The organism is Micromonospora sp. NPDC050397, from assembly GCF_044901685.1.
Lineage (GTDB): Bacteria > Actinomycetota > Actinomycetes > Mycobacteriales > Micromonosporaceae > Micromonospora_G.
In genome coordinates, this window is record NZ_JBJDPS010000004.1 from 658,706 (window position 1) to 683,376 (window position 24,671).

The 24,671-nt window shown below is 67.1% G+C and carries 21 protein-coding genes; 9 read left to right on the top strand and 12 right to left on the bottom strand.

Annotation, left to right across the window (positions count from 1 at the left end):
* Window positions 1-160: 160 nt before the first annotated feature.
* Window positions 161-589, bottom strand: coding sequence for a PaaI family thioesterase (locus tag ACI2K4_RS18620; protein WP_404512885.1), 429 nt, complete (start codon window positions 587-589; stop codon window positions 161-163).
* A 650-nt stretch (window positions 590-1,239) separates the two neighbouring features.
* On the opposite strand from ACI2K4_RS18620, the gene ACI2K4_RS18625 reads away from it, so the two are divergent.
* Complete coding sequence (locus ACI2K4_RS18625) at window positions 1,240-1,800, top strand: TetR family transcriptional regulator (RefSeq protein WP_404512887.1); 561 nt, start codon at window positions 1,240-1,242, stop codon at window positions 1,798-1,800.
* 392 nt (window positions 1,801-2,192) lie between these two features.
* On the opposite strand, the gene ACI2K4_RS18630 is transcribed toward ACI2K4_RS18625, so the two are convergent.
* A complete protein-coding gene (locus tag ACI2K4_RS18630) occupies window positions 2,193-2,840 on the bottom strand; it encodes a hypothetical protein (protein WP_404512889.1) in 648 nt (215 codons plus the stop codon).
* Window positions 2,841-3,502: 662 nt separating this feature from the next.
* On the opposite strand from ACI2K4_RS18630, the gene ACI2K4_RS18635 reads away from it, so the two are divergent.
* Window positions 3,503-4,681, top strand: coding sequence for a low temperature requirement protein A (locus ACI2K4_RS18635; protein WP_404512891.1), 1,179 nt, complete (start codon window positions 3,503-3,505; stop codon window positions 4,679-4,681).
* Between the two features lie 660 nt (window positions 4,682-5,341).
* A complete protein-coding gene (locus ACI2K4_RS18640) occupies window positions 5,342-6,328 on the top strand; it encodes a patatin-like phospholipase family protein (protein ID WP_404512892.1) in 987 nt (328 codons plus the stop codon).
* Between the two features lie 346 nt (window positions 6,329-6,674).
* Here the strand turns inward: ACI2K4_RS18640 and ACI2K4_RS18645 are convergent, their stop codons facing one another.
* The 7 genes from ACI2K4_RS18645 to ACI2K4_RS18675 all read right to left on the bottom strand — a co-directional run bounded on the left by ACI2K4_RS18645 (window position 6,675) and on the right by ACI2K4_RS18675 (window position 15,145).
* Window positions 6,675-7,289 carry a TetR family transcriptional regulator gene (locus ACI2K4_RS18645; RefSeq protein WP_404512894.1) on the bottom strand — a complete coding sequence of 205 codons (615 nt, stop codon included), beginning with the start codon at window positions 7,287-7,289 and terminating at the stop codon, window positions 6,675-6,677.
* Between the two features lie 1,240 nt (window positions 7,290-8,529).
* The gene (locus ACI2K4_RS18650; protein ID WP_404512896.1) at window positions 8,530-9,297 is read right to left on the bottom strand and encodes an alpha/beta fold hydrolase; all 768 of its coding nucleotides are present in this window, start codon (window positions 9,295-9,297) and stop codon (window positions 8,530-8,532) included.
* An 81-nt stretch (window positions 9,298-9,378) separates the two neighbouring features.
* Window positions 9,379-10,665 (bottom strand): SDR family NAD(P)-dependent oxidoreductase, encoded by a 1,287-nt coding sequence (locus ACI2K4_RS18655; protein WP_404512898.1) that lies wholly within the window; start codon window positions 10,663-10,665, stop codon window positions 9,379-9,381.
* Between the two features lie 126 nt (window positions 10,666-10,791).
* Entirely contained in the window at window positions 10,792-12,189 is a 1,398-nt protein-coding gene (locus ACI2K4_RS18660; RefSeq protein ID WP_404512900.1) for a DHA2 family efflux MFS transporter permease subunit, read from the bottom strand.
* 193 nt (window positions 12,190-12,382) lie between these two features.
* On the bottom strand, window positions 12,383-13,351 hold the full coding sequence (locus ACI2K4_RS18665; protein ID WP_404512902.1) for an alpha/beta hydrolase: 969 nt from the start codon (window positions 13,349-13,351) through the stop codon (window positions 12,383-12,385).
* 49 nt (window positions 13,352-13,400) lie between these two features.
* Window positions 13,401-14,156: an SDR family NAD(P)-dependent oxidoreductase gene (locus ACI2K4_RS18670; protein ID WP_404512904.1), complete on the bottom strand. Its 756-nt coding sequence runs from the start codon at window positions 14,154-14,156 to the stop codon at window positions 13,401-13,403.
* A 47-nt stretch (window positions 14,157-14,203) separates the two neighbouring features.
* Entirely contained in the window at window positions 14,204-15,145 is a 942-nt protein-coding gene (locus ACI2K4_RS18675) for an oxidoreductase (protein ID WP_404512906.1), read from the bottom strand.
* A 339-nt stretch (window positions 15,146-15,484) separates the two neighbouring features.
* Between ACI2K4_RS18675 and ACI2K4_RS18680 the strand changes: the two genes are divergently transcribed.
* The 3 genes from ACI2K4_RS18680 to ACI2K4_RS18690 all read left to right on the top strand — a co-directional run bounded on the left by ACI2K4_RS18680 (window position 15,485) and on the right by ACI2K4_RS18690 (window position 17,892).
* Window positions 15,485-16,315 carry a hypothetical protein gene (locus ACI2K4_RS18680; RefSeq protein WP_404512908.1) on the top strand — a complete coding sequence of 277 codons (831 nt, stop codon included), beginning with the start codon at window positions 15,485-15,487 and terminating at the stop codon, window positions 16,313-16,315.
* Between the two features lie 312 nt (window positions 16,316-16,627).
* Complete coding sequence (locus ACI2K4_RS18685) at window positions 16,628-16,822, top strand: hypothetical protein (protein WP_404512910.1); 195 nt, start codon at window positions 16,628-16,630, stop codon at window positions 16,820-16,822.
* The gene (locus ACI2K4_RS18690) at window positions 16,819-17,892 is read left to right on the top strand and encodes a hypothetical protein (RefSeq protein WP_404512912.1); all 1,074 of its coding nucleotides are present in this window, start codon (window positions 16,819-16,821) and stop codon (window positions 17,890-17,892) included. The genes ACI2K4_RS18685 and ACI2K4_RS18690 overlap by 4 nt, the downstream gene beginning before the upstream one ends.
* Window positions 17,893-18,079: 187 nt before the next feature.
* Here ACI2K4_RS18690 and ACI2K4_RS18695 read toward each other — a convergent pair whose 3' ends face one another.
* Together ACI2K4_RS18695 and ACI2K4_RS18700 are read right to left on the bottom strand one after the other, a co-directional pair.
* Window positions 18,080-18,745: a hypothetical protein gene (locus tag ACI2K4_RS18695; RefSeq protein WP_404512914.1), complete on the bottom strand. Its 666-nt coding sequence runs from the start codon at window positions 18,743-18,745 to the stop codon at window positions 18,080-18,082.
* A gap of 921 nt (window positions 18,746-19,666) precedes the next feature.
* A complete protein-coding gene (locus ACI2K4_RS18700; RefSeq protein WP_404512916.1) occupies window positions 19,667-20,551 on the bottom strand; it encodes a helix-turn-helix domain-containing protein in 885 nt (294 codons plus the stop codon).
* Between the two features lie 143 nt (window positions 20,552-20,694).
* Here ACI2K4_RS18700 and ACI2K4_RS18705 point away from each other — a divergent pair, with 143 nt between their 5' ends.
* The 3 genes from ACI2K4_RS18705 to ACI2K4_RS18715 all read left to right on the top strand — a co-directional run bounded on the left by ACI2K4_RS18705 (window position 20,695) and on the right by ACI2K4_RS18715 (window position 24,077).
* The gene (locus tag ACI2K4_RS18705) at window positions 20,695-21,381 is read left to right on the top strand and encodes an SDR family NAD(P)-dependent oxidoreductase (protein ID WP_404512918.1); all 687 of its coding nucleotides are present in this window, start codon (window positions 20,695-20,697) and stop codon (window positions 21,379-21,381) included.
* Between the two features lie 285 nt (window positions 21,382-21,666).
* Complete coding sequence (locus ACI2K4_RS18710; RefSeq protein ID WP_404512920.1) at window positions 21,667-23,271, top strand: alpha/beta hydrolase; 1,605 nt, start codon at window positions 21,667-21,669, stop codon at window positions 23,269-23,271.
* A 47-nt stretch (window positions 23,272-23,318) separates the two neighbouring features.
* A complete protein-coding gene (locus ACI2K4_RS18715; protein ID WP_404512922.1) occupies window positions 23,319-24,077 on the top strand; it encodes a GPP34 family phosphoprotein in 759 nt (252 codons plus the stop codon).
* A gap of 170 nt (window positions 24,078-24,247) precedes the next feature.
* Here ACI2K4_RS18715 and ACI2K4_RS18720 read toward each other — a convergent pair whose 3' ends face one another.
* Window positions 24,248-24,670, bottom strand: coding sequence for a RidA family protein (locus ACI2K4_RS18720; protein ID WP_404512923.1), 423 nt, complete (start codon window positions 24,668-24,670; stop codon window positions 24,248-24,250).
* Window position 24,671 lies beyond the last annotated feature (1 nt).

Here is a 24,671-nt window from a genome sequence, read left to right on the forward strand (position 1 = left end):
TCTCATGAAGTCGTTCTGCTGACAACGATCTGGCGCCCGCCGCTCTCGCCCAGGACGCCGTTCGGTCCTGCTCAAGCTGGACACGCTCGGCGTCCGGGCTCAGCAGACCTCAACGGACTATGGCAGGAGCCAACTCAGGGCGATTGGTCCGGGATGCCGGTCAGGCGGAGGGCAGGCTCTGGTTGGCCAGGCGGACCCGACCGCGGGCCACCGTTCTGCCTTCGGCGTCGTTGATCTCGACCTCCCACAGCTGCAACGACCGGCCGATCTGCGCAGGTCGTGCGATTACGACGAGCGTGCCCGCACGTACCGGCCGCAGGAAATCGGTGAGGTTGTCGACGCCTACCGCGAACTGGCCACGCTCCTGCACCACGGCCGACGCCCCGAGGCTGGCGGCGGACTCGATCGCGGTCGCCCAGACACCGCCGTGGACAACTCCCCACGGCGTGTGATGGCGTTCGTCGACGTCGAGCTTGCCGCGAACAATGCTGTTCAGACCCTTCACGGCCAGTTCCTCGAGCCGCAGTCCAGCGGCAGCGAGGAACGTTCCCGAGGCGATCGGGTACGGATCGGCCACGCTTGCACTCATGCTTATGTCCTTTCCTGGTACGGTGACGGGTTCATCGCACGGCGACATGCGGCGGCGTCCGGACGCGCGACATGCCCTTCGTCAACCTCGCCGTCGCTCGGCCCGGCGCGCCAGTGGTCTGCGGAGAGCATAGAGCAAATGAAAACGGAAACCAGTATCAAGAGGCTGCGGGGACTGTCATGATGCTCGGCGGGCTTTTCCGCCGCCCTGAGTCCTCGGCGGCTGCTGGACGACTGACCCGAGGTAGGCGTCGATGCCATGGATCTCGCCAAGACTGCCGCCGCGCCAGGCCAGTCGGGGCCCGGAGTTCGTCGATGAGGTCGAGGCTCTCGCCGTTGACGGCCCCGTCGAGGAACCGGCGGACGACCTCCGTGTTGGCACTGGTCCTGGCGCTGGTGGCCATGGTCCTTCTCCTTTCTGGCCACCGGTGTTTCGAGGTGGCGGTTCGGGCAGTTGGCCGACAGCGAGCTGTGCTAGGTGGCTCAAGCCGCACTGGTCACCGAAGGGCTTGTCGGAGCGGGAGTCCCGCGTCGGGGTCACAGCCACGCTCCACGGGCAGGTGGCCCCCGGTGTATCAACCGGTTAGTCCAAAGATTAGATGGCGGGACGATGGACTGTCAACTGGAAGGTTGGTAGGTATTGTTTGTTGCATGTTTCGAGACTCAGACGCCACGCGCGCCCGGCTGCTGAACGCCGCTGCGGCCGAGTTCGCCGCACACGGCATCGCCGGGGCACGGGTCGACCGGATCGCCATCGCGGCCCGGGCGAACAAGGCGCAGATCTACCACTACTACGGCAGCAAGGAGGCGTTGTTCGAGGCGGTGTTCAATGCCCTTGTCGCCGAGGCCGTACGCGAGATTCCGATCGACGTGCAGGACCTGCCCGGCTATGCCGCCACGCTCGCTGATGGCTACGACCGCCACCCTGAGGTCGCCCGGCTGGCCACCTGGTACCGGCTCGAACGCGCCGACAGCGGCCCACTTCCCGCCGTCGTGGACAGTTTCCATGACAAGATCGACGCGATCAGGCGCGCCCAGGCTGACGGGATCCTCCCCACGCACTACACCCCCGATGCGCTACTGGCTCTCATTCTGCACATCGCCGCGCTCTGGACCACCACATCCCCCGAGTTCAACGCCGCCACCGCGCCATGCCCGCCTGACCAGCGACGCGACATTGTCGCGGACGCCGTCCGTCGCCTACTGGACTGAACTAGCGGGGCACAGCGGCCACCCGAGGTCTTCCAACACCCATTCCGGTAGCGAGGGCAAGAGCCACAGCTTGATCGCAGCAACGGGGCTGCCGGCAATGGCTGCAGGTCGGCTCTGCGCACCCCCACTCCCCAGACTCACGTACCCTTCTGCGACATCTGCCTTAATCCCTGGCTGCCGGTCAGACACAGCAGGGCAGGCGGTGACGTGCGTGCGGGCACGGCGCCGTCGGAACCAGAAGCCTTAGGAGCGATGGATCTTACGGTGCCGTGCCCGCACGTTAACGAACCACCACTGGCGGGGCGTTCGTACCCACGCTGGCCAGTTCGGGCCGAAGGCCAGGAACCGGCGAGTTCCTGGCCTCCCTGCGCTGCAAAATCGCTCGCGGGAAGTCAGCGCGGTGAGTCGTCGTCAAATTGCCGGATGCCGGCTGCGAACCATGCCTGGTTGCCCTCGTTTCGGATGAGCAGCACAGGCGTCGCGCAGGAATCCGGCGGCGGGGGCGACAGCACGTCGTCGATGACAAATTCGCCGTCTTCACTCAGGGGGACGGCTCCTGTGTTGCGATCGACGAACGGAGCGAGGTTTTCGCAGATGAGTGTCGCGAACACGTTGAAACCGACTGCCTCTCCGGTGGGCCCGATCATGAGGGCGGTCCCGACCGTGTCGCCTCCGGCGAACACAAGACCCTTCGCGTGGACCTTGATCCTTCCGTCGGCGTTCACCTTGGCCTCGAGGGCACCGATCCGCCAAGGCTGGGCGGCGGGTTGCACCCCTCTGACGACGTTGCGGTTGACGGTGTCCGCTACGAGATCCTGCCCATTACCCGCGGAGACAGGCTGGACCCCGATCCCGCCCTTGAATGTGACGAGCGTGTGGTCCGCTGGGGGACTGCCCGCGTCGGCGCCGCCATCACGCTGGGCCACCTCGACCCTCGGACCCTTGCCGTGGACGTTGTGGGCCATCGAAGGCGTGCTTGCGACCAGAGCCAGCACCACGCCGACTCCCGCGACGCCTGCGAAGGTGGAGAATTTACGCATGTCTGTCCCTTTCTCGGTGGACAACTCAACTCTGATCCTCTCGGCATTTACGTGAGTTTTTTCCGCGTAGTCCCCTGAACCCCTTAGATGGGTGGATTATGGCCACTACGAACACCTTGTGTTACATCTGGAGGTAGCCTGCGCGGCGTCTGTAGGCGGAGCGGATCCGGGCAACATGATCGACCTGCGGGCCGTGCTGGGGGTCGGCCTGCTGCCGAGACCGCTCGGACCGTCGGGAAGCTGCCGCAGAGCGGGTGCATTCGGATCCTCTGGGCTGCCACGGTGGTAGGCCACGGGTCGCGACCGGAGGTCGTACTTACCGGAAAGCGCAGACTGTTGGCCTGAATCTGTAGGTGCGGTCGACCGAGACGGCCGCCGGGGCCCGCCTCGTCTTTTCTCGCGCACGCACATGATCTGGGAGCCGCAGGTCATCGTTCACGTGCGGGCTGTGGAACCGACCCTTGCTCCGGGAAGGGAGACCGCCCGTTTGCTCCAAACGCCTCCTTGATTCTGGTCACGGCTGGTGGTCTGCCGGAACGTGAGATCTCCATATCCGAGCAAATCCCGTGAATGCTCCATATCATGAAGAAGGGGATGAAAGGGCTGTCGGTGTGTGGGCCGCCCAGGAGCGAACACCAGAGAGGACGGAGTGGGCGGAGCCGATGGGCAGGCGGTCTGACCTCATCCGCGACCTGCAGCGGCCGAAGCCGATCACCTTTGTCGAGTTCTTCTTCGATCTGGTCTACGTGTTCAGCCTGTTTCGGCTGTCGCAGATGTTGTCCGAGCGGCTGCACTGGGTCGGGGCATACCAGACGCTGATCGTACTGATGGCGATCTGGTGGGTCTGGGCCTACACCAACCTGCTCACCGACAGCCTGGACTCACGAACAATTCGGTTGCAGCTGTTGGTGATTGGCTCCACCTATGGTGCCCTCATACTCTCGACCGCCATCCCGGAATCGTTCGAACAGCGAGGACTGCTCTTCGCGATCAGTTATATCGCGATCAACCTGGGCCGCGCCTCGATTCTCGCGATCGCCCTGCGCCGGGACGAACTTGGCCTCAGGCCACTGCGTACCACGTTCTGGTTCGTCATCTCGGCGGTACCGTGGCTCGCCGGGGCGATGGTAGAGGGCGACGCTCGTCTGATTCTCTGGGGAGGAGCCATCGCGATCGACTACCTGGCGGCTCTCGTCGGGTGGCCGACACCCCGACTCGGACGTACCACGAGCCGAGAACTGAACCTCGCGAGCCAGCACTTCGCCGAGCGGTACCGCCAGTTCATCCTCATCGCGCTGGGTCAGACAATCGTGGTGACCGGACAAGCCGTGCATGACCACGATTTCAGCCTTCACCGGGGTGCCGCCGCCACCCTGTCGTTCGGGATCACCGTCCTGTTCTTCTGGATCTACTTTCACCGCATCCGGGAGAAACTCGGCCCGACCTTCGCCGGGATGCCGGATCCGCAGGTTCGGACAAGGGAGGCCGGACTCGCCCACCTGCTCATGGTGGCGGGCATCGTCGCCGTCACCACCTCGGATGAACTGGTGATCTCGCGGCCGACCCATGCGGCTCCGACCGTCTGGGTCGCGGTCTTCACCGCCGGTCCCGTCCTCTTCCTCGCCGGACACGCTCTACTGGGACGCCATGTGTTCGTCGGAGTCGCCGCCCCACGGCTCATCGGGCTCGGTGTACTCGTCGCCTGCGCTCCCGCGCTGGTCGGGCAGCCCGCCCTTCTGGTTACCGGAGCGGTCGTTGCCGTCCTGGCCGCGATTGTGGTCTGGGACCTCATTCACGCCGGCGTCAAGCCTGGAGATCAGGATCTACCACGTCGGCTCTGACCACGTCCCTGTCCAGTCGCGTGGGCAATGCGGCTTGATGACGAGCGCGAGCTACCTCTCCACCATCAGACGTCGATGAGATCAGGCGACCCGAGTGCGGATATCTGCGTCCCTGCCGCTGATAACGGCACTTGCGGGCAGCACCGCGGCTGATCCGCGTCCGCCCCCGTGCGCCCGGCTGGGGTGGTTGTGGTGGTGGGAGCCGCCCGGGTGGGGCGTCGCTGTTGAGCGACCACTTCCTGTATCTTCCGGCCGTCGACTGACCGGTTAGGAAAAAGCTACGTGGCTGGTGGCAGCATCGTCAACCATGGTCAGCAGGCTTTGTGTGCGAGATCGCTCCGTCCCTCGGTCGCCCCTGGGTTCGCGTGGTCCGCTGCCGGCTCAATGCTCGGATCGCGAAGGCGGTGGACGAACCTGACGTGGCTGATCCCGATCTACGGGCGCTCGCTCGGTCGGAGCACCGGTCGGAGCGTGGTTGGCGACTTGGTGGCTGGACCCATGCGGTACGAGGCCTACTTACTAACCGAATAGTTGACTTTCGGGTGTGGGAGATGCTTTAGTTCAACTAACCGGTCAGGAACTAAGCCGGATGCCGTCAGCTTCCGGGCGGTGGTCTTCCACCATGCCCCGGGGAGCGAGTCTTGATAGTGAGGAACGAAGATGAAGGACAAGACCAGCTCGGGAGAGCGTCGCGGGACGCGGACCCTGATCGCGACGGCGGCGGCCGCGACGGCGCTGGTCGCCACCGCTTGCTCGTCGACGACGGCCGATCCTGCACCGGCCGAAGCAGAACGGCCGCGCGTCGGGATCGTGCTCGGCGGTGGCGGCGAGACGGGCATCGCGTGGCAGACGGGCGTGCTCGCCGCTCTGGGAAACCAGGCGCAACTGACGCCTGACGTTGTCGACGTCGTCGTTGGGACCTCTGCGGGCGCACTCGCCGGAAGCTACTTCAGCGCGGGGCTCGACCTCAACCAACTCGTGGAGAAGGAGCGTTCGGGTGACGTGAAGACGGCGCCGGTGGCGGCGGGTGGCGGCATGAGCGCGATTCCCACGGAGATCATCGCGGCGCTCGGATCAACCGAGGGGACCATCGAGGAACGAGGCCGGGCCGTCGGGACACTGGCGATGAAGGCGCCGGTCCCCATCTCCAGCGCGGACTTCGTCGCGTACGTCGGGACGATGCTGCCCGGCGCGGACTGGCCCGAGCTCGACTTCCGCCCCACCTCCGTGACCGCCGAAACCGGCAAGACCGTGCTCTGGAAGCGCACTGACGGCGTCCCGCTTGCCGCAGCGGTCGCGTCCTCCGCCGCCGTCCCCGGTTTCCTCCCGACCGTCGAGATCAACGGGCAGCACTACACCGACGCCCCGCGAACGTCCTTCGCCGCCGACCTGGTCGCGGAAAAAGACCTGGACGCCATCATCTACATCGGGATGCCGACCCCGAACCTGTCGAACACAGTCGAGGAGGAGGCGCTCAACAAGCTCGAGGCCGGGGGTCTCCAAGTGATCCGAATCACCGGCGGGCCCGACGCGCCGGAACTCATCCGCGAGGCCCTCGACCCGAAAATCCGTCCGCGAGCGGTCGAGATCGGCCTGCGCGACGGAGCCGCAGCAGCCGCCAGTGTCGCCAAGATCCTGCACCGCTGATACGAGATCGGTGGGGTTGGCGTCGGTGTTCTTCGCCGCCGACCCCACCGATGTGATCTGCCACAGTCCGAGGCGCGTGTCCATCACGTGCCAGCCCGTGTGTGAAAACGAAGCGGCGAACCGGAGGGTGAGCGGGGCGAGCCATCACCGGAAAACACCTCCCGTCGTGGCAACGGCCCTTGCCGACGCCTCGGCGCTCGCACAGGGCTGGCCGCGGCGACATCGATTCCCCGTCCGGACGGACCGGCTGCGGCGGGGTGAAACAGTACGGGCGTGAAGCTGCACCCGGGGCAGGTGATCGATTCGGCCGGGAACCGCTATGCAGCAGGAGAGTGGGCCAGAAGAGTTAGGACGAGCCGTCCTGCTGATCGGGGCCCCTGCTCGTCGGGCTGGCGTCCGGCGTCAGTAGCGCCTTGACCGCTTCTGTGAGGATGCGCCGGCGATGTGTCCGAGAAACCTTCGCAAACTGACCCTTCAGCTCCGGAAACACGAATGCCCACAGGAACGACAGGTGTAGCACGAGGTTCAGCAGATCGGCTGGCCGATACCGTGAGGGAAGAATTCCAGCCTTCTGTGCTCGGCGGATCTGCTGTAGTTCGTCGCGGATGGTGTCTGAGAGCACTTCGATCTGTTCGGGGTCGCCGGTGCGTTCGAGGCGGTACCAGGTGGCGAGGCGGGCGATGCGGGGGTCGTCCTCGTAGCGGTCGAACAGCCGCCCAGCGTAGCCGGGTAGGTCATTGACGTCGATCGGCACCTCGCTTGCTGTCCGGCTCACGATCGCGTCCAGGACGGCGTCGAACAGCTGCTCCTTGCTGCCGAAGTAGTGATAGATCTGTGCCTTGTTGCTCTTCGCGGCGGCGGCGATCCGCTCGACGCGGCCGCCCGCGATCCCATACGTCGAAAACTCGTCCGCGGCGGCGTCAAGCAGCCGTTGCTGGGTGGCCTGGGCGTCTCGAATCATCCCGACACTCTATCCGACTAACCGGATAGATGAAAGCGGTGGCTGAGCCGTGTTGGGCACGTTGACGTCGGCGCCTCTGCGACGGTGTGACCGGGACAGCCGCGGAACCGGTGATGCCTGACAGGCCGGGCTCGAAAGAGCCGTTATTCCCTGGCCCGGCGCCACTGCCTGGGCTTTTGTCCTGCCCAAACCCGCGGCCCCTGCCCCTCGGCAGCGCGGGTGAATCAGGCATGGGGTTGGTCGAGTCGATGTCGAGATCGGTTGCGTGGGTCGCTCTACTGGGTTCGTGCCTTCGCTGCAACTAACCAGATAGTTGCTACCTGTCAGCTTCAGGATGAACTCGCCTCATCGGTCTGTCGGTCCGGCCTGGCTGGGGCATCCATCGTCGGGCGGCCTCCTCGCTTGAGCCGCTGCTGCCGCCGCTCCGCGATGAACACGCCCCGCCATCGGGAACACCACGACCCCGGAAAGGGCCACTTCGATGTCCATCACCTCTCCCGCGTTCCCGCGCCGGCGACACCCGATGGCGACGGGCCTGGACTCCCGAAGCTCTCGATGCGCAGGGCGAGGGCAACCTGGTGCTGGCCCGGGACCGCCTGCCGAGTTCGCTCCGGTACGCGGACCAACTGGCTCGACGCCTCAGCGAGACCACCGGGAGCGCGTGACGGCCAAGGCCGACTGGTGGGATCCGCCATGCTCCCCTCCCGAGCGTGGCCGGCTGATCCGGTCGGAGCCCGCCGTTCCGACCAGTGTCTTCGGTGCCCACCGGTCGAACCGGCGGGGCGCTGCTCGCGGCGCGTACGCGACGAGCCAGGCTCGACGATACGCAGGAACAACGACCGCGTCTGGGGCCGCAGGTCGACCTGGGTGCGCGTCCCGTTGAGCCTCCACGGCTGCCGGCGGTGTTGGCTACGGCGACTGCCCGAACCAACACCGCCGACTCTGCTCGCCTTTCCTTCTCAGGCGTCGATCAGCTGTTCACGCGCCCTGCGTGACCTCGGTGTTCCGCCGCCGCGTCGGCGTGCAGGCGGCCACCGGCATGATGCCGTCGCTGCTTTGATCATTTGGGATAGGCTCTCCCTAGGTGCGAGTCCTTGATGGCTGCGGTGCGGGTGCTACCGATGGTGACCCAGAAGGATCGGCCCCGATCCCGTCGATGCTCGTATCATCCACCGGTATCGGCCTCCTCCAGGGATGAGCCGGCCGTATCTGGATCTGTCGCAGCGGCGCGTCGCGGTGCTCAGCTCAGGGCAGTGGTCAGTTCGGTGATGGCTCGGAGGACCCGTTCGGTCTGTTCCATGATCACGCCGTGACCGCCCTCGAACCGTAGGATCTTGGCGCCGGGGATGCGTTCCGCCAGGTGCGCGGAGTGGACGGGGTCGACGAAGTTGTCCTGGGTGCCGACCATCAGCAGGGTCGGTGCGGTGATGGAGGCCAGGTCGGCGTCGACGTCGATGGTGCAGGTCAGAGCGATTTGTTCCTTCGTACCGGGTGCCAGCGAGGAGCCGATCTGCCGTGCCATGTCGTTGAGGATTTTGTCCGGCAGGCTTTCTGCGGCCTGCTCGGTCAGACCGAAGGTGAGTAGTACTTTGCCGGTGACGTCGGGGCCCAGCGGTAGAGCCGTCTCGAAGATCTGCTGTCGAAGTCGTAGCCCCGCGCGTGCCCGGGAGAATCCGTTTACCGACACGAGGTGGGTCACCCGGTCGGGATACCTGGCGGCGACTTTGATCGCGATTGGCCCGCCGAGCGACGCGCCGGCGATCGCGAACCGTTCGTGACCGGCCCGCGTTGCGACGTCGGCGATTTGGCTGGCGATCACCTCAGCGTCGAGCGGGGAGGCTGGAAGGGGGCTGTCGCCTGATCCGGGCAGGTGGGGGAGCAGCAGGGTGTAGGACCTGGCCAGCTCTTTCATGGCCGGTCCCCAGGTTCCGTTCGGCGTACTACTGGTTCCGTGTACCAGGATCAGTGCCGGGCCTTGGCCCAGCGTCTCGAAGGCAAGTTCTTGCATGTCTACTCCTTGGGAGGTGTCGAGGCTGCATGTGATCCGGGCTGGCGGGGCCGGCCATGCCAGCCCGGGAGGTGGGGATGTTCAGGCTGGGAGGGTGATCGCTCCGAGTTGGAGGAGCATGCCGAGGACGTCCTCTCCGAACCACGCTTCTGCGATCTTGCCGTTACGGATGCGGTAGATGCCGATGCCGAGCCATTCGGCGTGCCGGCCGGTGGCGGGGGCGCCCATGAAGGGGCCGGTCTGGGTGCCGCTGTTGGTGAAGCGCAGTACGACCGTGTCGGCTTTGACGATCGTCTCGTGAATGGTGAGGCGCATGCCGGTGAAGGAGCCCTCGTGGGCGTCGGCGAGTTGTTTGCTGTAGGCGGGCAGACCGTGGGTCTCGCCGAGGCTGCCGCCGTGCCAGCGAAGGTCGTCGGCCCAGAGTTCGGGCAGGATGTCGAGGTTGCCGCCGTTGATGACCTCGTCGACGAAACGGTGCACGACCGCCGCCGGGTCGGTGGAGAGGATGCCGAGTGGGTCGAGTTCCTCCGGGGTGGCGTCGGGCCGGTCGGCTGAGCGGGAGAACTCGGCCCACTGGGCGTCGGATTCGGCGAGCGCTTGGGCGGCCTGGCGTGCGCCGATCATGGCGTCGGTACCGAGGAGTAGCCGTACCGGGGGTTCGTCGATTCGGCTGAGTCGCAGGACGGCGTCGGCGACGAGGGCGGGGTCGCCGCCGACGGTTCCACGGATCTGCGCGAGCAGGTCGGCGAACGAGCCGACGGTGGGTTGATAGGGGGCGCTGACCGGCGGGACGGTCATGGATGTGCCGGCCCAGTCGGTCTGGATGCCGCCGGGCTCGATCGCGGTGACCTTGATGCCGAGTGGCCGGACCTCTTGGGCGAGGACTTCGGTGAAGCCGTTGACCGCCCATTTGGCGGCCTGGTAGGCGCCGAGGCCGACGGTGCCTACCAGGCCGCCGAGGGAGGAGATGTTGATGATTCGCCCGGCGCCTTGTGCGCGGAGGGTCGGGAGTACGGCCTGTGCGACGTTGACGACGCCGAAAAGGTTGGTGTCGACCTGTGCGCGGAAGTCGTTAGGGTCGGTGTCCTCGATCGCGGAGAGGTTTGCGTAGCCGGCATTGTTGACGACGATGTCGATCCGGCCGAACGCGTCGAGTGCCCTGGCAATGGATGCCGTGACGGCGGGGAGGTCGGTGACGTCGACCGCCGCGGTCCGCAGTGCGTCGGGGTAGCGCGTCACCAGTTCGCCCAGTGCCTCGGGCTTGCGGGCGGTGGCGAAAACGCGCTCGCCCGCACGGAGAGCGGCCTCGACGACCGCCCGACCGAGCCCGCGGCTCGCTCCGGTGACGTACCAGATCTTCGGTTCCATGGTCAGCTCCGTTCGGTGAGTAGGCATCCCTAGGGTTCGGCCGGGCCGTTATGGCTGGCCGGTCCCGGCGGGGCCAGGGATGACAAGGCGTCGTACGGCATCCGAGGGCCATGGCGCTCCCCGCGGTTACCGTCGGGTTTCGATTGGTTCCTCCGTGCGGGGTCGTGTCGACCGTGCGAGACCGACTGCCAGGCCGATGCCGCTGAGGGAGACGATCGCGGCGGTCAGGAAGCCGCCATGGATGCCGGTGGCGATGGCGATTCGCTGGCTCGCGCCGCCAGCGGTGAGGTGGCTGGCGACTGTTGATGTGACCGTGATCAGCAGGGCGCCTCCGGCTGCTCCGGCGACCTGTTGGACGGTGTTGAGGATCGCGCTGGCGTGTGGGGAGAGCGTGGTGGGTGTCGCGTTCAGGCCGACGGTGAACAGGGGGGTTATCAGGAACGCGATGCCGACGTTGAGCAGGATGTGGGCTGCGATCGCCCAGCCGTAGGGGGCGTGATCGGTGGCGGCGAGCGTCCAGAACGTCGCCGAGAGCACGATCGCGCCCGGCAGCAGCGCGGCGCCCGGGCCGTGCCGGTCGGAGATGCGGCCGACGATGGGGGCGAGGACCCCTGCGGTGATGCCGCCGGGAAGCAGGGCCAGTCCGGTCTGGGCGGTGGTGAGGCCGCGTACCTCCTGTAGGTACAGCGGGAGCAGAAGCAGGGCGCCGAACAGGCCGATCATCGTGAGGGCGAGCAGTGCCACTCCGGTCGCGAAGCCCGGCGAGCGGAAGGTGCGCAGATCGACGAGTGCGCGGTCGCCGAGCCGCAGTTGCCGCCGGGTGAACAGGGCGAGTGCCATGACACCGACCGCGAGCGACGCCCAGGCGGCCGGGGCGCTGTTGGAGCTCGCGGTCCCGCCGAGGCGGGCGAGACCGACGATGACGCCGCTGAACCCGGTCGCGGAGAGCAGGGCGGAGACCAGGTCGAAGCGCGCCGGCTTCGGCTCGGTGACGTCGCGGACGACGAGAAGTCCGAAGACGAAGGCGGCCGCCGCGATCGGGAGGGTGAGCCAGAACAGTGCCCTCCATCCCAGGGCATCGACGACCAGGCCGGAGACGGTCGGGCCGACAGCTGGGGCGACCGCCATCACCAGCGTGATCCCGCCCATCGTGCGACCGCGAACGGCGGTCGGGACGAGCGTGGCGACCGTGGTGAGCATGAGTGGGGTGATGATGGCGGCACCAGTCGCTTGGACCACCCGGCCGATCAGGAGTGTCTCGAAAGCCGGGGCGGTCGCGCTCAGAAGGGTTCCCGCCAGGAACAGGCTCATGGCGGTGGTGTAGAGCGGGCGCAGCCGGAAACGGCGGGCGAGGAACGCCATGACCGGGATGACGATCGCCATCGTGAGCATGTAGCCGGTGGTCAGCCACTGCGCCGAGGTTGCCGGTACGGACAGGTCGTGGGTGAGCGGCGGGATCGCCACGGTCATGACCGTCGCGGCGAGGACGACGACGAACGTGGCGGCGAGCAACGCCGTGATCACCGCGGCATCCGGCCGCGCGAGCCGGACCGGCGGCCCGGAGGGCGCGGCAGGTTCTGCCGCGCGACGGGAGGCGGTGAGTGTCATGGAGCGTCTTTCTGTACGGGGCCACGGTTTGTCCGCGCGGGGGTCGCGATGGGGGCCTGTCGTCGTGGCCGGTGGCGGAACAATCTCTTCGCCACCGGCCACGGTGCGTTCAGCGGACCCGGTCGAGGAGGGTGTTGATCCAGTCGGTCGTACGCTGGAGGGCGATCTCGCTCAGTGGGGTGGCCATGTTGGTAAAGGCGTGCGCGCCTTCGGGCCACACGTCGAGATCGGCCTCCCGTCCGGTGAGGCGCAGGCGGGCGGCGAGGATGATCGAGTCGTCGCGGAGCGGGTCGAGGTCGCCGACCGTGAACAGCGTCGGCGGGAAGGCGGTCAGGTCCGCGAGGGCGGGAGAGAGCTGCGGGGTACGGCGCTGCTCGACGGTGTGGCCGGGCAGGCCCAGGTCGAGCAGGTCGTCGAGCCAGGCGCGGGTGAGGATCAGGGTCTGTTCGGTGGCGGTGGCGGCGCTCGGGGTCATGCCGAGGTCGTAGGCGCCGCAGTCGAGGTGGGCCCCGACGAACTTGCCGAAGGCGGGGTCGTCGGCGTCGCGCAGGGCGAGGAGGGTGGCCGCGGCGAGGTGCCCGCCGGCGGAGATGCCGCCGGTCAGGAGCGTGTCGGTGCCGAACTCGGTTCGCGCGTTGCGTCCTAGCCAGGATGCGACGGCGACGGTGTCGGTGATCTGGTCGGGCACGGTGACGTCGGGTGCCAGGCGGTAGTCGGGGCTGACGATGACGGTTCCGGTGGACCGGGCGATGCGGTCGTTGAGTACGTCGTCGTCTTCCGGGGCGCCGGCGGCCCAGCCGCCACCGTGGATGCGGTACAGCACGGCGCGGGGTGAGGGCGGGGAGAAGATGCGGAGTCGGATCGGGCCGCCGGGGCCGTCGACGTGCCGTTCGGTGGGGGTGATCTGGGTGCCGCCGAGGTTGTTCGCGGTGCCCGCGCGGAGGGTGGCCAGGCCCTCGGGCGTGTGCAGATCGGGGTGCGGCATTTGAGCGATCATGGCGTTGACCTGCCGCTGTGCGTCGAGGACGGCCGGGTCGATGCCTTCGACGAGCAGGCTGAGGGTCGGGTGGCTGGTCATGGTGCGTTCCTTCCGGGGGTGAGGGTTGACGAGTTGGGGTTGCCGCCTGTCAGGCGAGGAAGCCGCCGTCGACGGAGAAGTGGGTTCCGGTGATGTAGGAGGCGCGGTTGGAAAGCAGGAAACAGATCGCTTCGGCGGCCTCGGAGGGGTGGCCGGAGCGGCGCATCGGTACCTTGGCCTCGGCCCGTGCGGTGGCCTCGGGGTCGGTCTGCGACAGCGGCGTGGCGATGACGCCCGGCTGAAGTTCGTTGATTCGTACGCCGGTGGTCGCGTTCTCCAGGGCGGCGGCACGGGTGAGGCCGCGTACCGCGTGCTTCGTGGCGGTGTAGGCGGCGTAGTCGACGTGGCCCCGGTCGGCGTCGACGCTGGTCACGTTCACGATCGCCCCACCGCCGGCAGCGATGATCGCCGGGATCTGGTACTTCATTCCGAAAAAGACCGCGTCGAGATTGACGCCCATGACCTCGCGGTAGGCGTCGATGCCCAGGTCCATTAGCCGGGCGTGGCCGCCGGAGACACCCGCGTTGTTGACGGCGAGGTGAAGCGCGCCGCAGCGCTCAACCGCGAACGCGACGGCGGCCTCGACCTGGGCCGGATCGCTCACGTCGGCCGGGAACGCGTACGCCGTGCCACCGGTGGCGGTGATCCCGTTGGCAACTTCCTCGATAGGGGCCCGGCGCCGTCCGAGGAGGATTACGGTGGCGCCCTCGCGGGCGAGTTGCTCGGCGGTGGCCCGGCCGATGCCGGTACCGGCGCCGGTCACCAGGGCGGCCTTCCCCGCGAAGGGGTGGCGGGGATCAATCATCAGATGCTCCTGTGCCAAGGAAGTGAGTGAGGGGAACGCGGGAGGGGTCAGATGGTGAGACGCAGGCTGGTGAGGCGCTCGCTCTCGGTCCAGAGCCGGTTACCCTCGGCGGGGTCGTCGGCGCGGTCGGGCAGCGCCACCTGCTTCGGAGTGCCCGAGGTCTGGTCCCGGCCGGCCGGACCGTAGAAGCCGCCATTTGCGACGTCGGGGCTGGTGGCCGCGTACAGCGACGGCCAAGCCGCACCCTCGGGCGAACCCATCACGACATTGCGGGTCAGCGCGATCACAGCCCGGGACAGCAGGCCCTGGCTGTGCCGCTGAAGGTTCGTCACCGCCGATCCGGGGTGCACCACAACCGCTTCGATACCGGTCCCGGCCAGCCGGCGGGCGAGTTCCTGGGTGAAGACGACGTTCGCGCGCTTGGACTTCGCGTACGCCCGCATGGCGCCGTACCGCCGCTCGCTCATCAGGTCGTCGAGCCGTCCGATCCGCCAGGTCGCCGCGATCGCGCTGACCGTGACGATCCGCGCCGCCGATGAGCGGCGCAGCGCCGGCAGCAGACTGGCGGTGAGCGCGAAATGGCCCAGATGGTTGGTGCCGAAGGTCAGCTCGAACCCGTCCACGGTCGTCCGCCGCTCGGGCACGTTCATCACGCCCGCGTTGTTGAACAGCAGGTCGATCGTCTCCGAGGGGGCCAGCCGGGACGTCGCCGCGGCGATCGACGCCAGCGAGCCGAGATCCACGACGGCGGTGTCGACCAGCGCGTCCCGCTGCGTGCCACGCAGCTCGGCGACCGCCAGGTCGAGCTTGCCCTGATCGCGGCCGGCGAGGATGACCCGCGCCCCGTAGCGGGCGAGTACCCGAGCCGTCTCCAGACCGATGCCGCTGTTCCCGCCGGTGATAAACGCGGTACGACCGGTCAGGTCACCGATCTCGTCCGGGGTCCAGTGCCCGGCCGAGGCCGAATTCCGGGAGGTTCGTGCGCTCACGATGACTCCAATCAAGTGAACAGATAGTTGAAGAACGTCCGCCGCCGGTGCCGCTTGGTGTTGTCCAGGCAGGCCCCTTGTGGCCTGCTGTCGACTGACCGGTTAGGCAAAAGATAGGTCGCGACGCCGGTTCCTGTCAACTACTCGGTTAGTTAAAGGTTTGGTGGCGAGGTCGGCGGATCGAACCCAGCCTCGGATCGGCCGGGCGACTGAGCTGCGAGGACCCACCCGTAGTTTGGGCGGCCTGCCCCGCGTCTGAGGGAATCGGTCCGCCGCATCCTGCTACCTGAGGCGCAGTTCTGCGGCCAGCAGGAGCTTGAGGCCGTAGTTTTCCTGGCCGTGGCGGAAGCGGTCGATCATCTCGGCATCCGCCCTCCCGCGAGCGCCCTGCGTCCGGCACACGCCGTGTCGTCGATCAGCTTAGGACCGCCCGACTCCGAGGACGTCACTGTGCACCTGGACGAGTTTGGGCTCGGCCCTCTCCTGCTGCACCTGCTACCGCAGACTGCGGAATACCAGGTCGACGGAGTTCCGGGGCTGCGTTACCAGCAGGGTCGTAGGCACGTCCAGTTGGTGCTGCTCGAGACGACACCACGGGCGCGACTCATCTTCGCTGGCGTCAACGCGCGGACGTGGGCGGCCGCAGTACGGTTCGTCGATGAGTCCTATACAGACCAGTGCAGGCGGTGGCTGTGGCAGGGAGAGCACGCCTCAACGGTGTCTGTCGACGAGAAGAACCAGTTGAGGCGAATTCGGCGAGTCCGTGGTCCTGTTCACCTTGCAAGCTCGTTGTTCCGTCGGCACCGAGTCTTGAGCGGATCCTTGGGAGTCCCGACCCGTGGCAGCAGGGATCAGTGGAACCTGGAATGGATCGGGGGACCCTCCCCGGCCGAGGTCGGCACCCGGCTGCTCCATCCGATCTTCGGGCTACCCGGCCAATTTGATCTTCGGCATGTACGCGACGAATCGGCCGTGCTCGTCGAGCGCATGACCGACGAGCATCCGCCAACCGGTGACAAGCCCAACAAGCTCTTCCTTCTCCGTACGCCAGCGCCGACCCCGCAGGATGACGAGCGGGAGCGGCGGACGTTTCGTGGCGGCTGGACCGCGTGGGAGGCATGGGCCGCCGAACTGAAGTCACGACGTGGCCATTCGCGTCAGCGCCACTGAGTCACTCGCTCGCTCGGGTGTATGCCTGGGCCGCGTGGCGACCCAGGAAAAAATCTTGAAGAAATCCTGTGCCCCTCAGCCGACCCCTCTCAACCCAACCAGATACGCAACCACGGGCGCGCGTCTAGTTGGGTTGAGAGGGGTAGCGCCCCCCATGTGCGCGGCGCGACAGGGACTCTCGCCGTCCGCACTATGGAATCGTGAGCGTGTCAGCCGACGCGGAGCGAACACGAAGGCCCGCCCGCTGGTGGCCCTGAGAAAGCGCCAGCGGGCAGGACCTCATGCCGATATTCCTTGAGGAGAGCGTTACACATGAGTGACCTGTTCGCCCAGACTGGGTGGGCGACCATACTGGTGGCTGTCGTCCCGACGGCTCTGATCACCGTCTGCGTGGTGGTCGTCGCCCTCGCCGCACTGGCCGCGCGGCGCCCGGCCACGCGGCGGCACTACCTGGCCGTGATCACGCACCTGACCCGGTACGCCAGCGTCGTGCGAGGCCGCAAGTGAGCATCTCGACCGGTTCCCCCTCGGCCGCCTGGACGCGGGAGCGGCGGCTGCGCGTCCTCGGAGCACTGGAGCAGGCGGTCGACGGCCGAGAGGCCCGTCACCTACAGGAGGTCGTCACCGACAACCTGCGCCACCTGTGGAGAACCGGCGGCAAAAAGGGCGACGACAAGCCCGGGCGGCAGCCGGAGGAGGTATGGATCCGGGACGGGTTCGTGTTCACCTCGGCCGAGGATGCGCATGGTCCCGCGCTGCCGCGGCTGATTCAGTCGAAGGGACTGCAACTGCGCCTGTACCTGCTGATGCTGTTCGACGCCCAGTGCCGGCACGAGGCCGGAAGCGGAGCTCGCAACGTTCGGCCCGTGTCGCCTAACAACGGCCCGTACAGGTCCTGGAGCGAACTTGTCCTGTCCGCTCCCGACCGCAAGAACGCGCAGCCCATGCCGTGGCAGACCGTGCGCCGGCTGCGCGAGCGGCAGATCAAGGAGGCGTTGGTGGCGCTGGAGACCCAGCACCGGCTACTCGACGTCGCCATGGCGAAGGTCGGGCGGCGACGCCGCGACTTCGACAAGCTGACACTGCTTGCCGAGGACAGCAACCCGGACAGGCAGGCCCGCTACACCGTCGCCGAGGAGCAACACTTCTCCGTCCCTCGGGAGTTCTTCACGAACCTGTGGATCTTCGCCCTGACGGACACCGAGTTGGCTTGCTACCTGGCCTTGCGCTGGGCACAGGCGCAGGTTCAACCGTCCGACCACAACAGCTTCTTCATCGTCAGCCGCGAGCGAGAGACGAACCTGCGCCTCACCCGCACCACCTGGAACAGCATCGAACGATTGCAGGCATTCGGCCTCATCCAGCGCACCGACCACCCCGGGCGTGATCCGTACTCCGGCACGATCGAGAGCTTCCGCGACAAGTGGCAGGCCGGCGAGGTGATCCCTGCCCGGTATGCCTTCGTCAACGACGGCGTGCAACAACGTGCTCTGCCCACGGTGCGCGACGCCCTGACCAACCCCGTAGCACCGGTGAGACCCGACCCATTGAACGCACTACTCGGCACTACCACCTGACGTCCGGCGACTCGGAGGTGTACCCGGGAGCCCAGCCGGGCGGGTGCCTGGGCTTAGTAGTACGGTCGTCGGCTGGCGGCGGGGCCGACCTCAGCCTCCGCAAACACCGGGTCCGCCGCCGATACGGACTTCGCCTCGTCCGCGCGGTCCCGGCTGTGCACATCACCGGGAGCCGGGACGCTTCCTATCAGTCGAGGAAGGTACGCGAACGTACGGCGGCTACCTCCAGGACCGAAGGTAGAGGAGGCTCTCCCCCTCCCGAGAACACGTACCGGGGTGAACCGGTTGGGCCAGCGTCGAGCCGGTAGACACCTTGGCCGCCGGTGATATGCCAGCCGAGAGCCGGGGGCGCACCCCTTCTCGGGTCGCTGTTCCGCACAACGTAGATCAGGTATTCACACGCAGGGTTGAGCAGTGGCGCCAGTCCCGGATCCCGAGCCATTTCCGCGGACGCCTGCGTCAGGGGCATCCTGCCGCCCACGCGTACCTCATCTCTACGGCTGGTGCGGGGTGTCGGAGCAACCCACAACACCTCCAAGACCCGGACCGTCGTCAGCGTGTACCGCATCGAGGGTGCCTCCGGCTCGGGCGGCCACGGATATTCGACCATGGGTGTCGAGTCGATCGCCGATGCCCGGATGACCGCGTCGCTCTCCATGAGGAGATCGGTCCTGGTGTAGTCCTTGGCGGTCTGGACGAAGCTGTGTGGCGCCCGCTCCGGCTGGTGCTCCGGGCCGCACGCTGCGGGCCCTGGGATGCTTCCACTGCCCGTCACCATCGTCGCGGACCCGCCCACGGTGAGCAGTGCAAGGGTTACCAGGCCCACCAGGGCCAGCGGGATCCTCCTGAGCATCGCCCACCTCGCCCTGGTCGCCGCCGACCGTATTGATGGCTCGCGTGTTCACTGGTGCCAACGACTCGATGCCCTGCGACGGCCCGCCGGTCGGTCGGTCTTCCTTGATGAAAACCGACACCGCAGGTCGGCGTACGGACTCAGGTGGCCAGATAGGTACGGCTAGACCGAGGCGACCTCCACCCGGGCCGCGCTAGGTCGTCGCGCAATAACCCCAGCGAGTGCTACTACCATCATCGGGTGGACGCCTGCGATCAGTGTCCCTCGATGGGTTGGGGCTGTGTCGACAGTCACATCTGTTCCAAGATCATGTACGGGTGGCGCTCGCGGCAAGATCCTCATCCGGGCGTGGTCCGGGCAGACGTCCCGCTACAGGGCAACATGAGACGCCATCAGAGATCACGAAAAACCATGCCTGAGCTGGGAAAATAGACGCTCGACGCTCAGGGGTTTGAACCCTGGACGGGGCTCATAACCCAGAGGTCGCAGGTTCAAATCCTGTCCCCGCTACAAAGAGAACACCAGCTCAGAGCCCGTCCCCGCCTTTCAGGGGGCGGGCTTTTGGTCTCTGTTCCGGGCACACTTTGGGCACACGAAAGACCACCAGGCGACATGGGATAGCAGTCCCTCGATCTTTGCTGCATCGGTCGTCGGATCGACGTCGAGCTACCTTCGGGGAGGGTCGATCACCATCGAAAGCTCGGCGCTGACCGCGAGCGATTGGGCCTCGCGGTGGCCGGACCCCACACGGCGGCCGGCGAGGTCGGAAAGCTGGGGTTCCTGGCCCGGTGGCATCGCGACGGCGACGCCCTCGGAGGGGGACTGCGTAGATCTCCGTCTTCGACCAGGGCCCGGGCCGGGGTGCCGCACCGTCACGGCAGGGCGGTGCGGTCGCGTGCCGCAGGTTGCCGGTGAACAGGTTCAGCCAGGCACAGCGCTGCCAGTCCCGGTACGGGGCTGATGGAGCTTCCGTTCGGTGTTCGAGGTGGCGAGCCCTGCGGAAGCCAAGAGGGCAAGTTTTTCGGCATCGCCGGAGTTGGCGTCCGGATGATAGACGACCAGCATCAGGGTGCCGGTTCCGGAAATGCTTAGCCTTTCTCGGTTGAGGGTCAGTTCGCCGATTTGCGGGTGATTCAGCCGGATCGGTGTTCCGCGTTGCCCGCGCACTTCGTGGCGGGCCCAAAGCTGACGGAATCGAGGGCTTGCCAGGGCCAGTTCTCCGGTCAGCTCGATGAAGCGCGGATCGTCAACATCGTTGCCCACGGCCTGTCGCAGATTGGCGATGAAGCATTCCGTGACGGCTTCCCATTCCGGGTGCAGGGCCTGCTCGGCCGGATTCAGGAACAGGTCTTTCAGTTGATTGCCCCCGGTGGAGAGGCTGGGAGAAAGTGCCTTGGCGAGACTGTTGGAGGCCAGGATGTCGAAGTACCGGTCCTCGATGAAAGCGGGCTGGACGAGGGAGTCGAGGAGTTTGAGCACGCCGGGTGGTGGGGTCTCCTTGCGCGGCCGGCGTCGGCGTTTGCGGGTCATCTCCACGGCGAGCGTCAGCAGGTGAGCGAAATGGTCCTCGTCGAGACGAAGGACCCGGGCGATGGATTCCAGCACCTGCATGGACGGGTTGCGGTTGCGGCCCCGCTCCAGTCGCAAATAGTAGTCGGCGCTGATGCCGGCGAGCATGGCCACCTCCTCCCGCCGCAGTCCTGGCACACGCCGTACACCGACGTCAGGGATGCCAGCCTGCTCGGGCGTCACCAACTCGCGCCGCGCACGCAGATAGGTGCCAAGGGCATTGGTTGTCTCACTCACCCCGCCAGTCTATGCCCTCCGCAGAGGATAGAGGGGGTCCTGCGATACCCCTGGCACGAGAGGGCACTCGTTGGCACAGATAATCGTGGGTAGCGTTTTCGGCGGCTCGTCCGTGCCAGGCATCTCAATAGGAGAGAAGACGCATGACCGTCACGTTGATCACCGGTGCCAACAAGGGCATCGGGTTCGAAACAGCACGCCAGCTCCTGGAGTTGGGCCATGTCGTTTACATCGGCGCGCGTGACGTGGAGCGTGGTGAGAGGGCGGCGGCAACGTTGGGTGCCCGGTTCGTGCAACTCGATGTGACCGACGACGCGTCGGTGAATGATGCGCTGGCGACGATCGGTTCGGCCGAGGGTCGGCTCGACGTTCTGGTGAACAATGCGGGCGTCCTCGCGAACGAAATCGTCGATGGCCCCACCGCTCTGCGGGCTTTCGACGTCAACGCCGTCGGGATCGTCCGGGTGACCGAGGCGGCGCTGCCGTTGCTGCGTAAGTCCTCGAACCCAACGGTGGTCACCGTTTCGAGCAGCATGGGTTCCTTCTGGGCAGTGACCAACCCCGACCGCCCGGAGTTCGCCATGCCGCTTGCGCTCTATGCGGCGTCAAAGGCTGCAGCCACCATGCTCACCATCCAGTACGCCAAATCCCAGCCGGGGATCAAGTTCAACGCGCTCGAGCCCGGCACCACCGCCACCGACATGACCGCCGCCTTCGGTGTCGGAAGGTCACCGGAAGAAAGCGCAAGGGTTGTCGTGCGCCTAGCCACGCTCGATAGCGACGGCCCGACCGGAACCCTGCAGGACGAAACCGGAGAACTTCACTTCTGACCGCACCGCGATTTCGGGTGAGGCGGCGGTGGCCGAGCCCTCATCCGGCATCGCCGCACGGGGCACAGAACGAGATTCGGACCGGACCAGGCCCTCCTAGGGTCACCATCTCATTGTTCGCACGCTCCGGTGCCGGCAACAGTGACGGCACGTCACGTCTCGGCTGTGACACGGCGCCACTGTCGGGTGGCTGCGGCGGCTGGTGGCATGGAGGCATGGAGGCATCGCGCCAGGCGCGGTGTGGACAGTCTCGACTCGGCGGAAACGTGTGAAGGAGTCCCTATCGTGAACAGAAGGACGAGTATCGCGTCTCGCTCCGGCAGGGGTCGCCCGCCGCTACGGCGACTCGGTTTCGCGGGTATCGCCCTGGTGGTCGGTCTGGTTTCGATCGTGGCGTGCACGTCCGGTACGGAAAAGGATCCGGGCGAAAGCGCGGACAGTGCCGCGCTGGAGCGGTACTACGGCCAGAAGCTGGAGTGGAAGGGCTGTGCCGACTTCGCCACCAGCCCGCGTGAGGCGGAGATCTTCGGAAAGGCTCCGGCCGAGTGCGCGTGGCTGAGTGTGCCGTTGGACTACGACGACCCTGAGGGTACCGGTACCACCGTCGCGGTCCTGCGTTTCGCCGCCCGGGGACAGTCGCAGGGCTCGCTGCTGTTCAACCCCGGAGGTCCGGGCGGCTCCGGCATTCTGGGTGCTCTGGGCGTCGCGGCTCAGATGACGAAGAGTCGGATTACCGAACGGTTCGACGTGGTCGGGTTCGACCCGCGTGGTGTTGGCGCCACCAAGCCCGCGGCCGACTGCTACACCGAGGGAGGCACGACCCGGGGCGACCAGGTGTTCCCGCTGATGACCCTGACCGCCTCGCTGACGGAGGAGGACACCCGGGCGGTGTTCGACCGCTGCGCCAAGGGATCCGGGGGTGTGGAGGGGCTGACGCAGATGGGTTCGCGCACGACCGCTCGTGACATGGACGTGCTGCGGGCGGCGCTCGGGGAGGAGAAGTTGACGTTCCTCGGTCAGAGTTACGGCACCCGGCTGGGCGCGCTGTACGCGGAGCAGTTCCCGCAGCGAGTGCGGGCGATGGTTCTCGACGGTGCCGTCGATCCGAGGCTGGGGACGATCGAGCGGCGGCTCTCGGCGTACGGGGGCTTCCAGCGTGCCTTCGAGGCGATGGCCGCCGCGTGCGCGCAGAAGGCGGACTGCCCGTTGGGGACCGATCCGAAGGCGTGGACGTCCACGTTCCAGACGATCGTTGCGCCACTACGGGGCGAGCCGGTGCCCGCGCTCGACCAGGATCTCGACTTCGACGAGGCGCTCGGTGGGGTGATGGCGGGCCTGTACAGCCCGGACAAGTGGCCCGCGATCGTGAGTGGTCTTACCGAGGTGCGGCAGGGGCGGGGCGACACGCTGCTGAGGCTGACCTTCGACCTCGAAGGTGGTGAGCCCGACTCCGTGGTCAACGGCAACGCCACCGAGGCGATGTTCGCGATCAACTGCATGGACGAGCAACGGCTCACCCCGCAGGACGCCACCCGGCTGCGGGTGAAGACCTACGAGGTGGCGCCCTTCATGAACCCCGGAGGAGACCCTGCGGCGGGCGCACGCGACGGATGCGAGTTCTGGCCGGCTCAGCCGACGCTCGGCATCCCGTACGCGCAGAACGTCCAGGGCCTACCGGACACCCTGGTCATCTCGATCACCGGTGACGCCACCACCCCGCACCAGGGTGCGATCAGCCTCGCCGACACCCTGGGCAGCGCCCTGCTGACCGTCGAAGGGCAGGGACACACCATCGTCTCGTCCGGGAAGAACGAGTGCGTCGACACCATCGCCGCGGACTACCTCATCGACCTCAAGCTGCCGGCCACCATGCCCACCTGCTCCATCTGAACCGGAATGATCCGGCGGCCGAGCCGTCGAAGAGAAAGGTTCGACCGATGACCCAGCACTCCGAAGAACCCTCCGTACACGGCGCAACCGAGACGTCCGGTCCGGCGGAGCGGACCGAGGCCCCGACCCTGGCGGAGGATCTCCTGCTCCTCCTGTTCCAGCCAAACTCCGGCCTCCGGTCGGGCACCGGAACCATCGCCGGAGAGAACACCCTCTTCTACACCCTGGCCGGAGCCGTTCTCGCAGATCTCGGGCTCGGCGATCACGTACGAACCGGCTCCGGTCGGGGCGGGACGAATCGGGTGGAGGCCGTCGAGGATCACCCTCCCTCGGATGACATCTTGCGCTCAGCGTGGGACTACCTCTCGGTCAAGCCCCGAAACGTACAGACGGTGCTCGCGGCGATCGGGCCGACACTGCGTAGCCCGCTGCTGGAAAGGCTCATCGGACGTGGCGACATTCGCCGGGGGACCCGTAGGGCGCTCGGCCTGTTCCGCACGGCCGTCCTTGAGGACGGCGGAACCGGGCGTCGATCACGCCTGCTCGCCGACGTCCGCGACCTGCTCGTCGAGGGTGCCGAGCCGCAGCCCCGTGTCGCCGCGCTCGCGGCGCTGCTCTCGGGGAGCGGCACGCTGCCCCAGTTCCACCGCGAGATCCCCTGGACCTCCCCTGTGATCGCCCGCGCCAAGGAACTTGAGGCGGGCAACTGGGGAGCCGGTGCTGCCGCCGAAGCGGTCGCCCGAACCGTCACAGCGACCATCGTCAACAACGCCGTCATCGCCACGGCCGCGCTTCCACAGAACTAAGGATCGATCCCACCAGGCTGTGCGGCGTCGGGGCTCGCGGTAGCCGATCGGGCGCGGCCGGCGGCGGCCCGGCCGGCGCCGCGCTCCGCCCAACGTGGTCGCACCGGCAGCGGTGAAGGCCCGTTCGAACGAACGTTGGCCCTGACGGCGGCCTGAGTTCGACCTACCGGTCAGGCATCCTGACCGATGATCGCGGTTACGCGGATCTCGACGCGCATTTTCGGCGCACCGAGGGCCGGAACACCGGTCTCCGTCCAGATGGGCGCGCGGTCGCCCATGCGCTTGCGGAATTGTTCAACCATGACGCGGTTGTGCACCTCGCCGATGAATTCACTGGATTCCGGGACGTGGTACGAGTTGACGGCGATCACGTCACTCCATGCCGCACCGGCCAGAGCGAGGGTTCGCGCAACGTTGTCGAAGGCCCGGACGATCTCGTCCTCCAGGGACTCCGGGAAGTTCCAGTCATCGTCCCACCCGCCCTGGCCCGACGTCTCGACGCGGTCGCCGACGCGTACCGCCTGGTTGTAGTGCATGTTGGTCAACTGCGTCTCGCCGTACCCGGGGGTGGCGTAGAACTTGACCTTGCTCATG

Bases quoted from the DNA above. Each gene is read 5' to 3' on its own strand.
- ACI2K4_RS18625 (WP_404512887.1), top strand. From the start codon at position 1,240: ATGTTTCGAGACTCAGACGCCACGCGCGCCCGGCTGCTGAACGCCGCT.
- ACI2K4_RS18695 (WP_404512914.1), bottom strand. From the start codon at position 18,745: ATGCTCAGGAGGATCCCGCTGGCCCTGGTGGGCCTGGTAACCCTTGCA.
- ACI2K4_RS18655 (WP_404512898.1), bottom strand. From the start codon at position 10,665: ATGGAACCGAAGATCTGGTACGTCACCGGAGCGAGCCGCGGGCTCGGT.
- ACI2K4_RS18685 (WP_404512910.1), top strand. From the start codon at position 16,628: ATGAGTGACCTGTTCGCCCAGACTGGGTGGGCGACCATACTGGTGGCT.
- ACI2K4_RS18665 (WP_404512902.1), bottom strand. From the start codon at position 13,351: ATGACCAGCCACCCGACCCTCAGCCTGCTCGTCGAAGGCATCGACCCG.
- ACI2K4_RS18720 (WP_404512923.1), bottom strand. From the start codon at position 24,670: ATGAGCAAGGTCAAGTTCTACGCCACCCCCGGGTACGGCGAGACGCAG.
- ACI2K4_RS18670 (WP_404512904.1), bottom strand. From the start codon at position 14,156: ATGATTGATCCCCGCCACCCCTTCGCGGGGAAGGCCGCCCTGGTGACC.
- ACI2K4_RS18715 (WP_404512922.1), top strand. From the start codon at position 23,319: ATGACCCAGCACTCCGAAGAACCCTCCGTACACGGCGCAACCGAGACG.
- ACI2K4_RS18620 (WP_404512885.1), bottom strand. From the start codon at position 589: ATGAGTGCAAGCGTGGCCGATCCGTACCCGATCGCCTCGGGAACGTTC.
- ACI2K4_RS18635 (WP_404512891.1), top strand. From the start codon at position 3,503: ATGGGCAGGCGGTCTGACCTCATCCGCGACCTGCAGCGGCCGAAGCCG.
- ACI2K4_RS18650 (WP_404512896.1), bottom strand. From the start codon at position 9,297: ATGCAAGAACTTGCCTTCGAGACGCTGGGCCAAGGCCCGGCACTGATC.
- ACI2K4_RS18645 (WP_404512894.1), bottom strand. From the start codon at position 7,289: ATGATTCGAGACGCCCAGGCCACCCAGCAACGGCTGCTTGACGCCGCC.
- ACI2K4_RS18705 (WP_404512918.1), top strand. From the start codon at position 20,695: ATGACCGTCACGTTGATCACCGGTGCCAACAAGGGCATCGGGTTCGAA.
- ACI2K4_RS18630 (WP_404512889.1), bottom strand. From the start codon at position 2,840: ATGCGTAAATTCTCCACCTTCGCAGGCGTCGCGGGAGTCGGCGTGGTG.
- ACI2K4_RS18640 (WP_404512892.1), top strand. From the start codon at position 5,342: ATGAAGGACAAGACCAGCTCGGGAGAGCGTCGCGGGACGCGGACCCTG.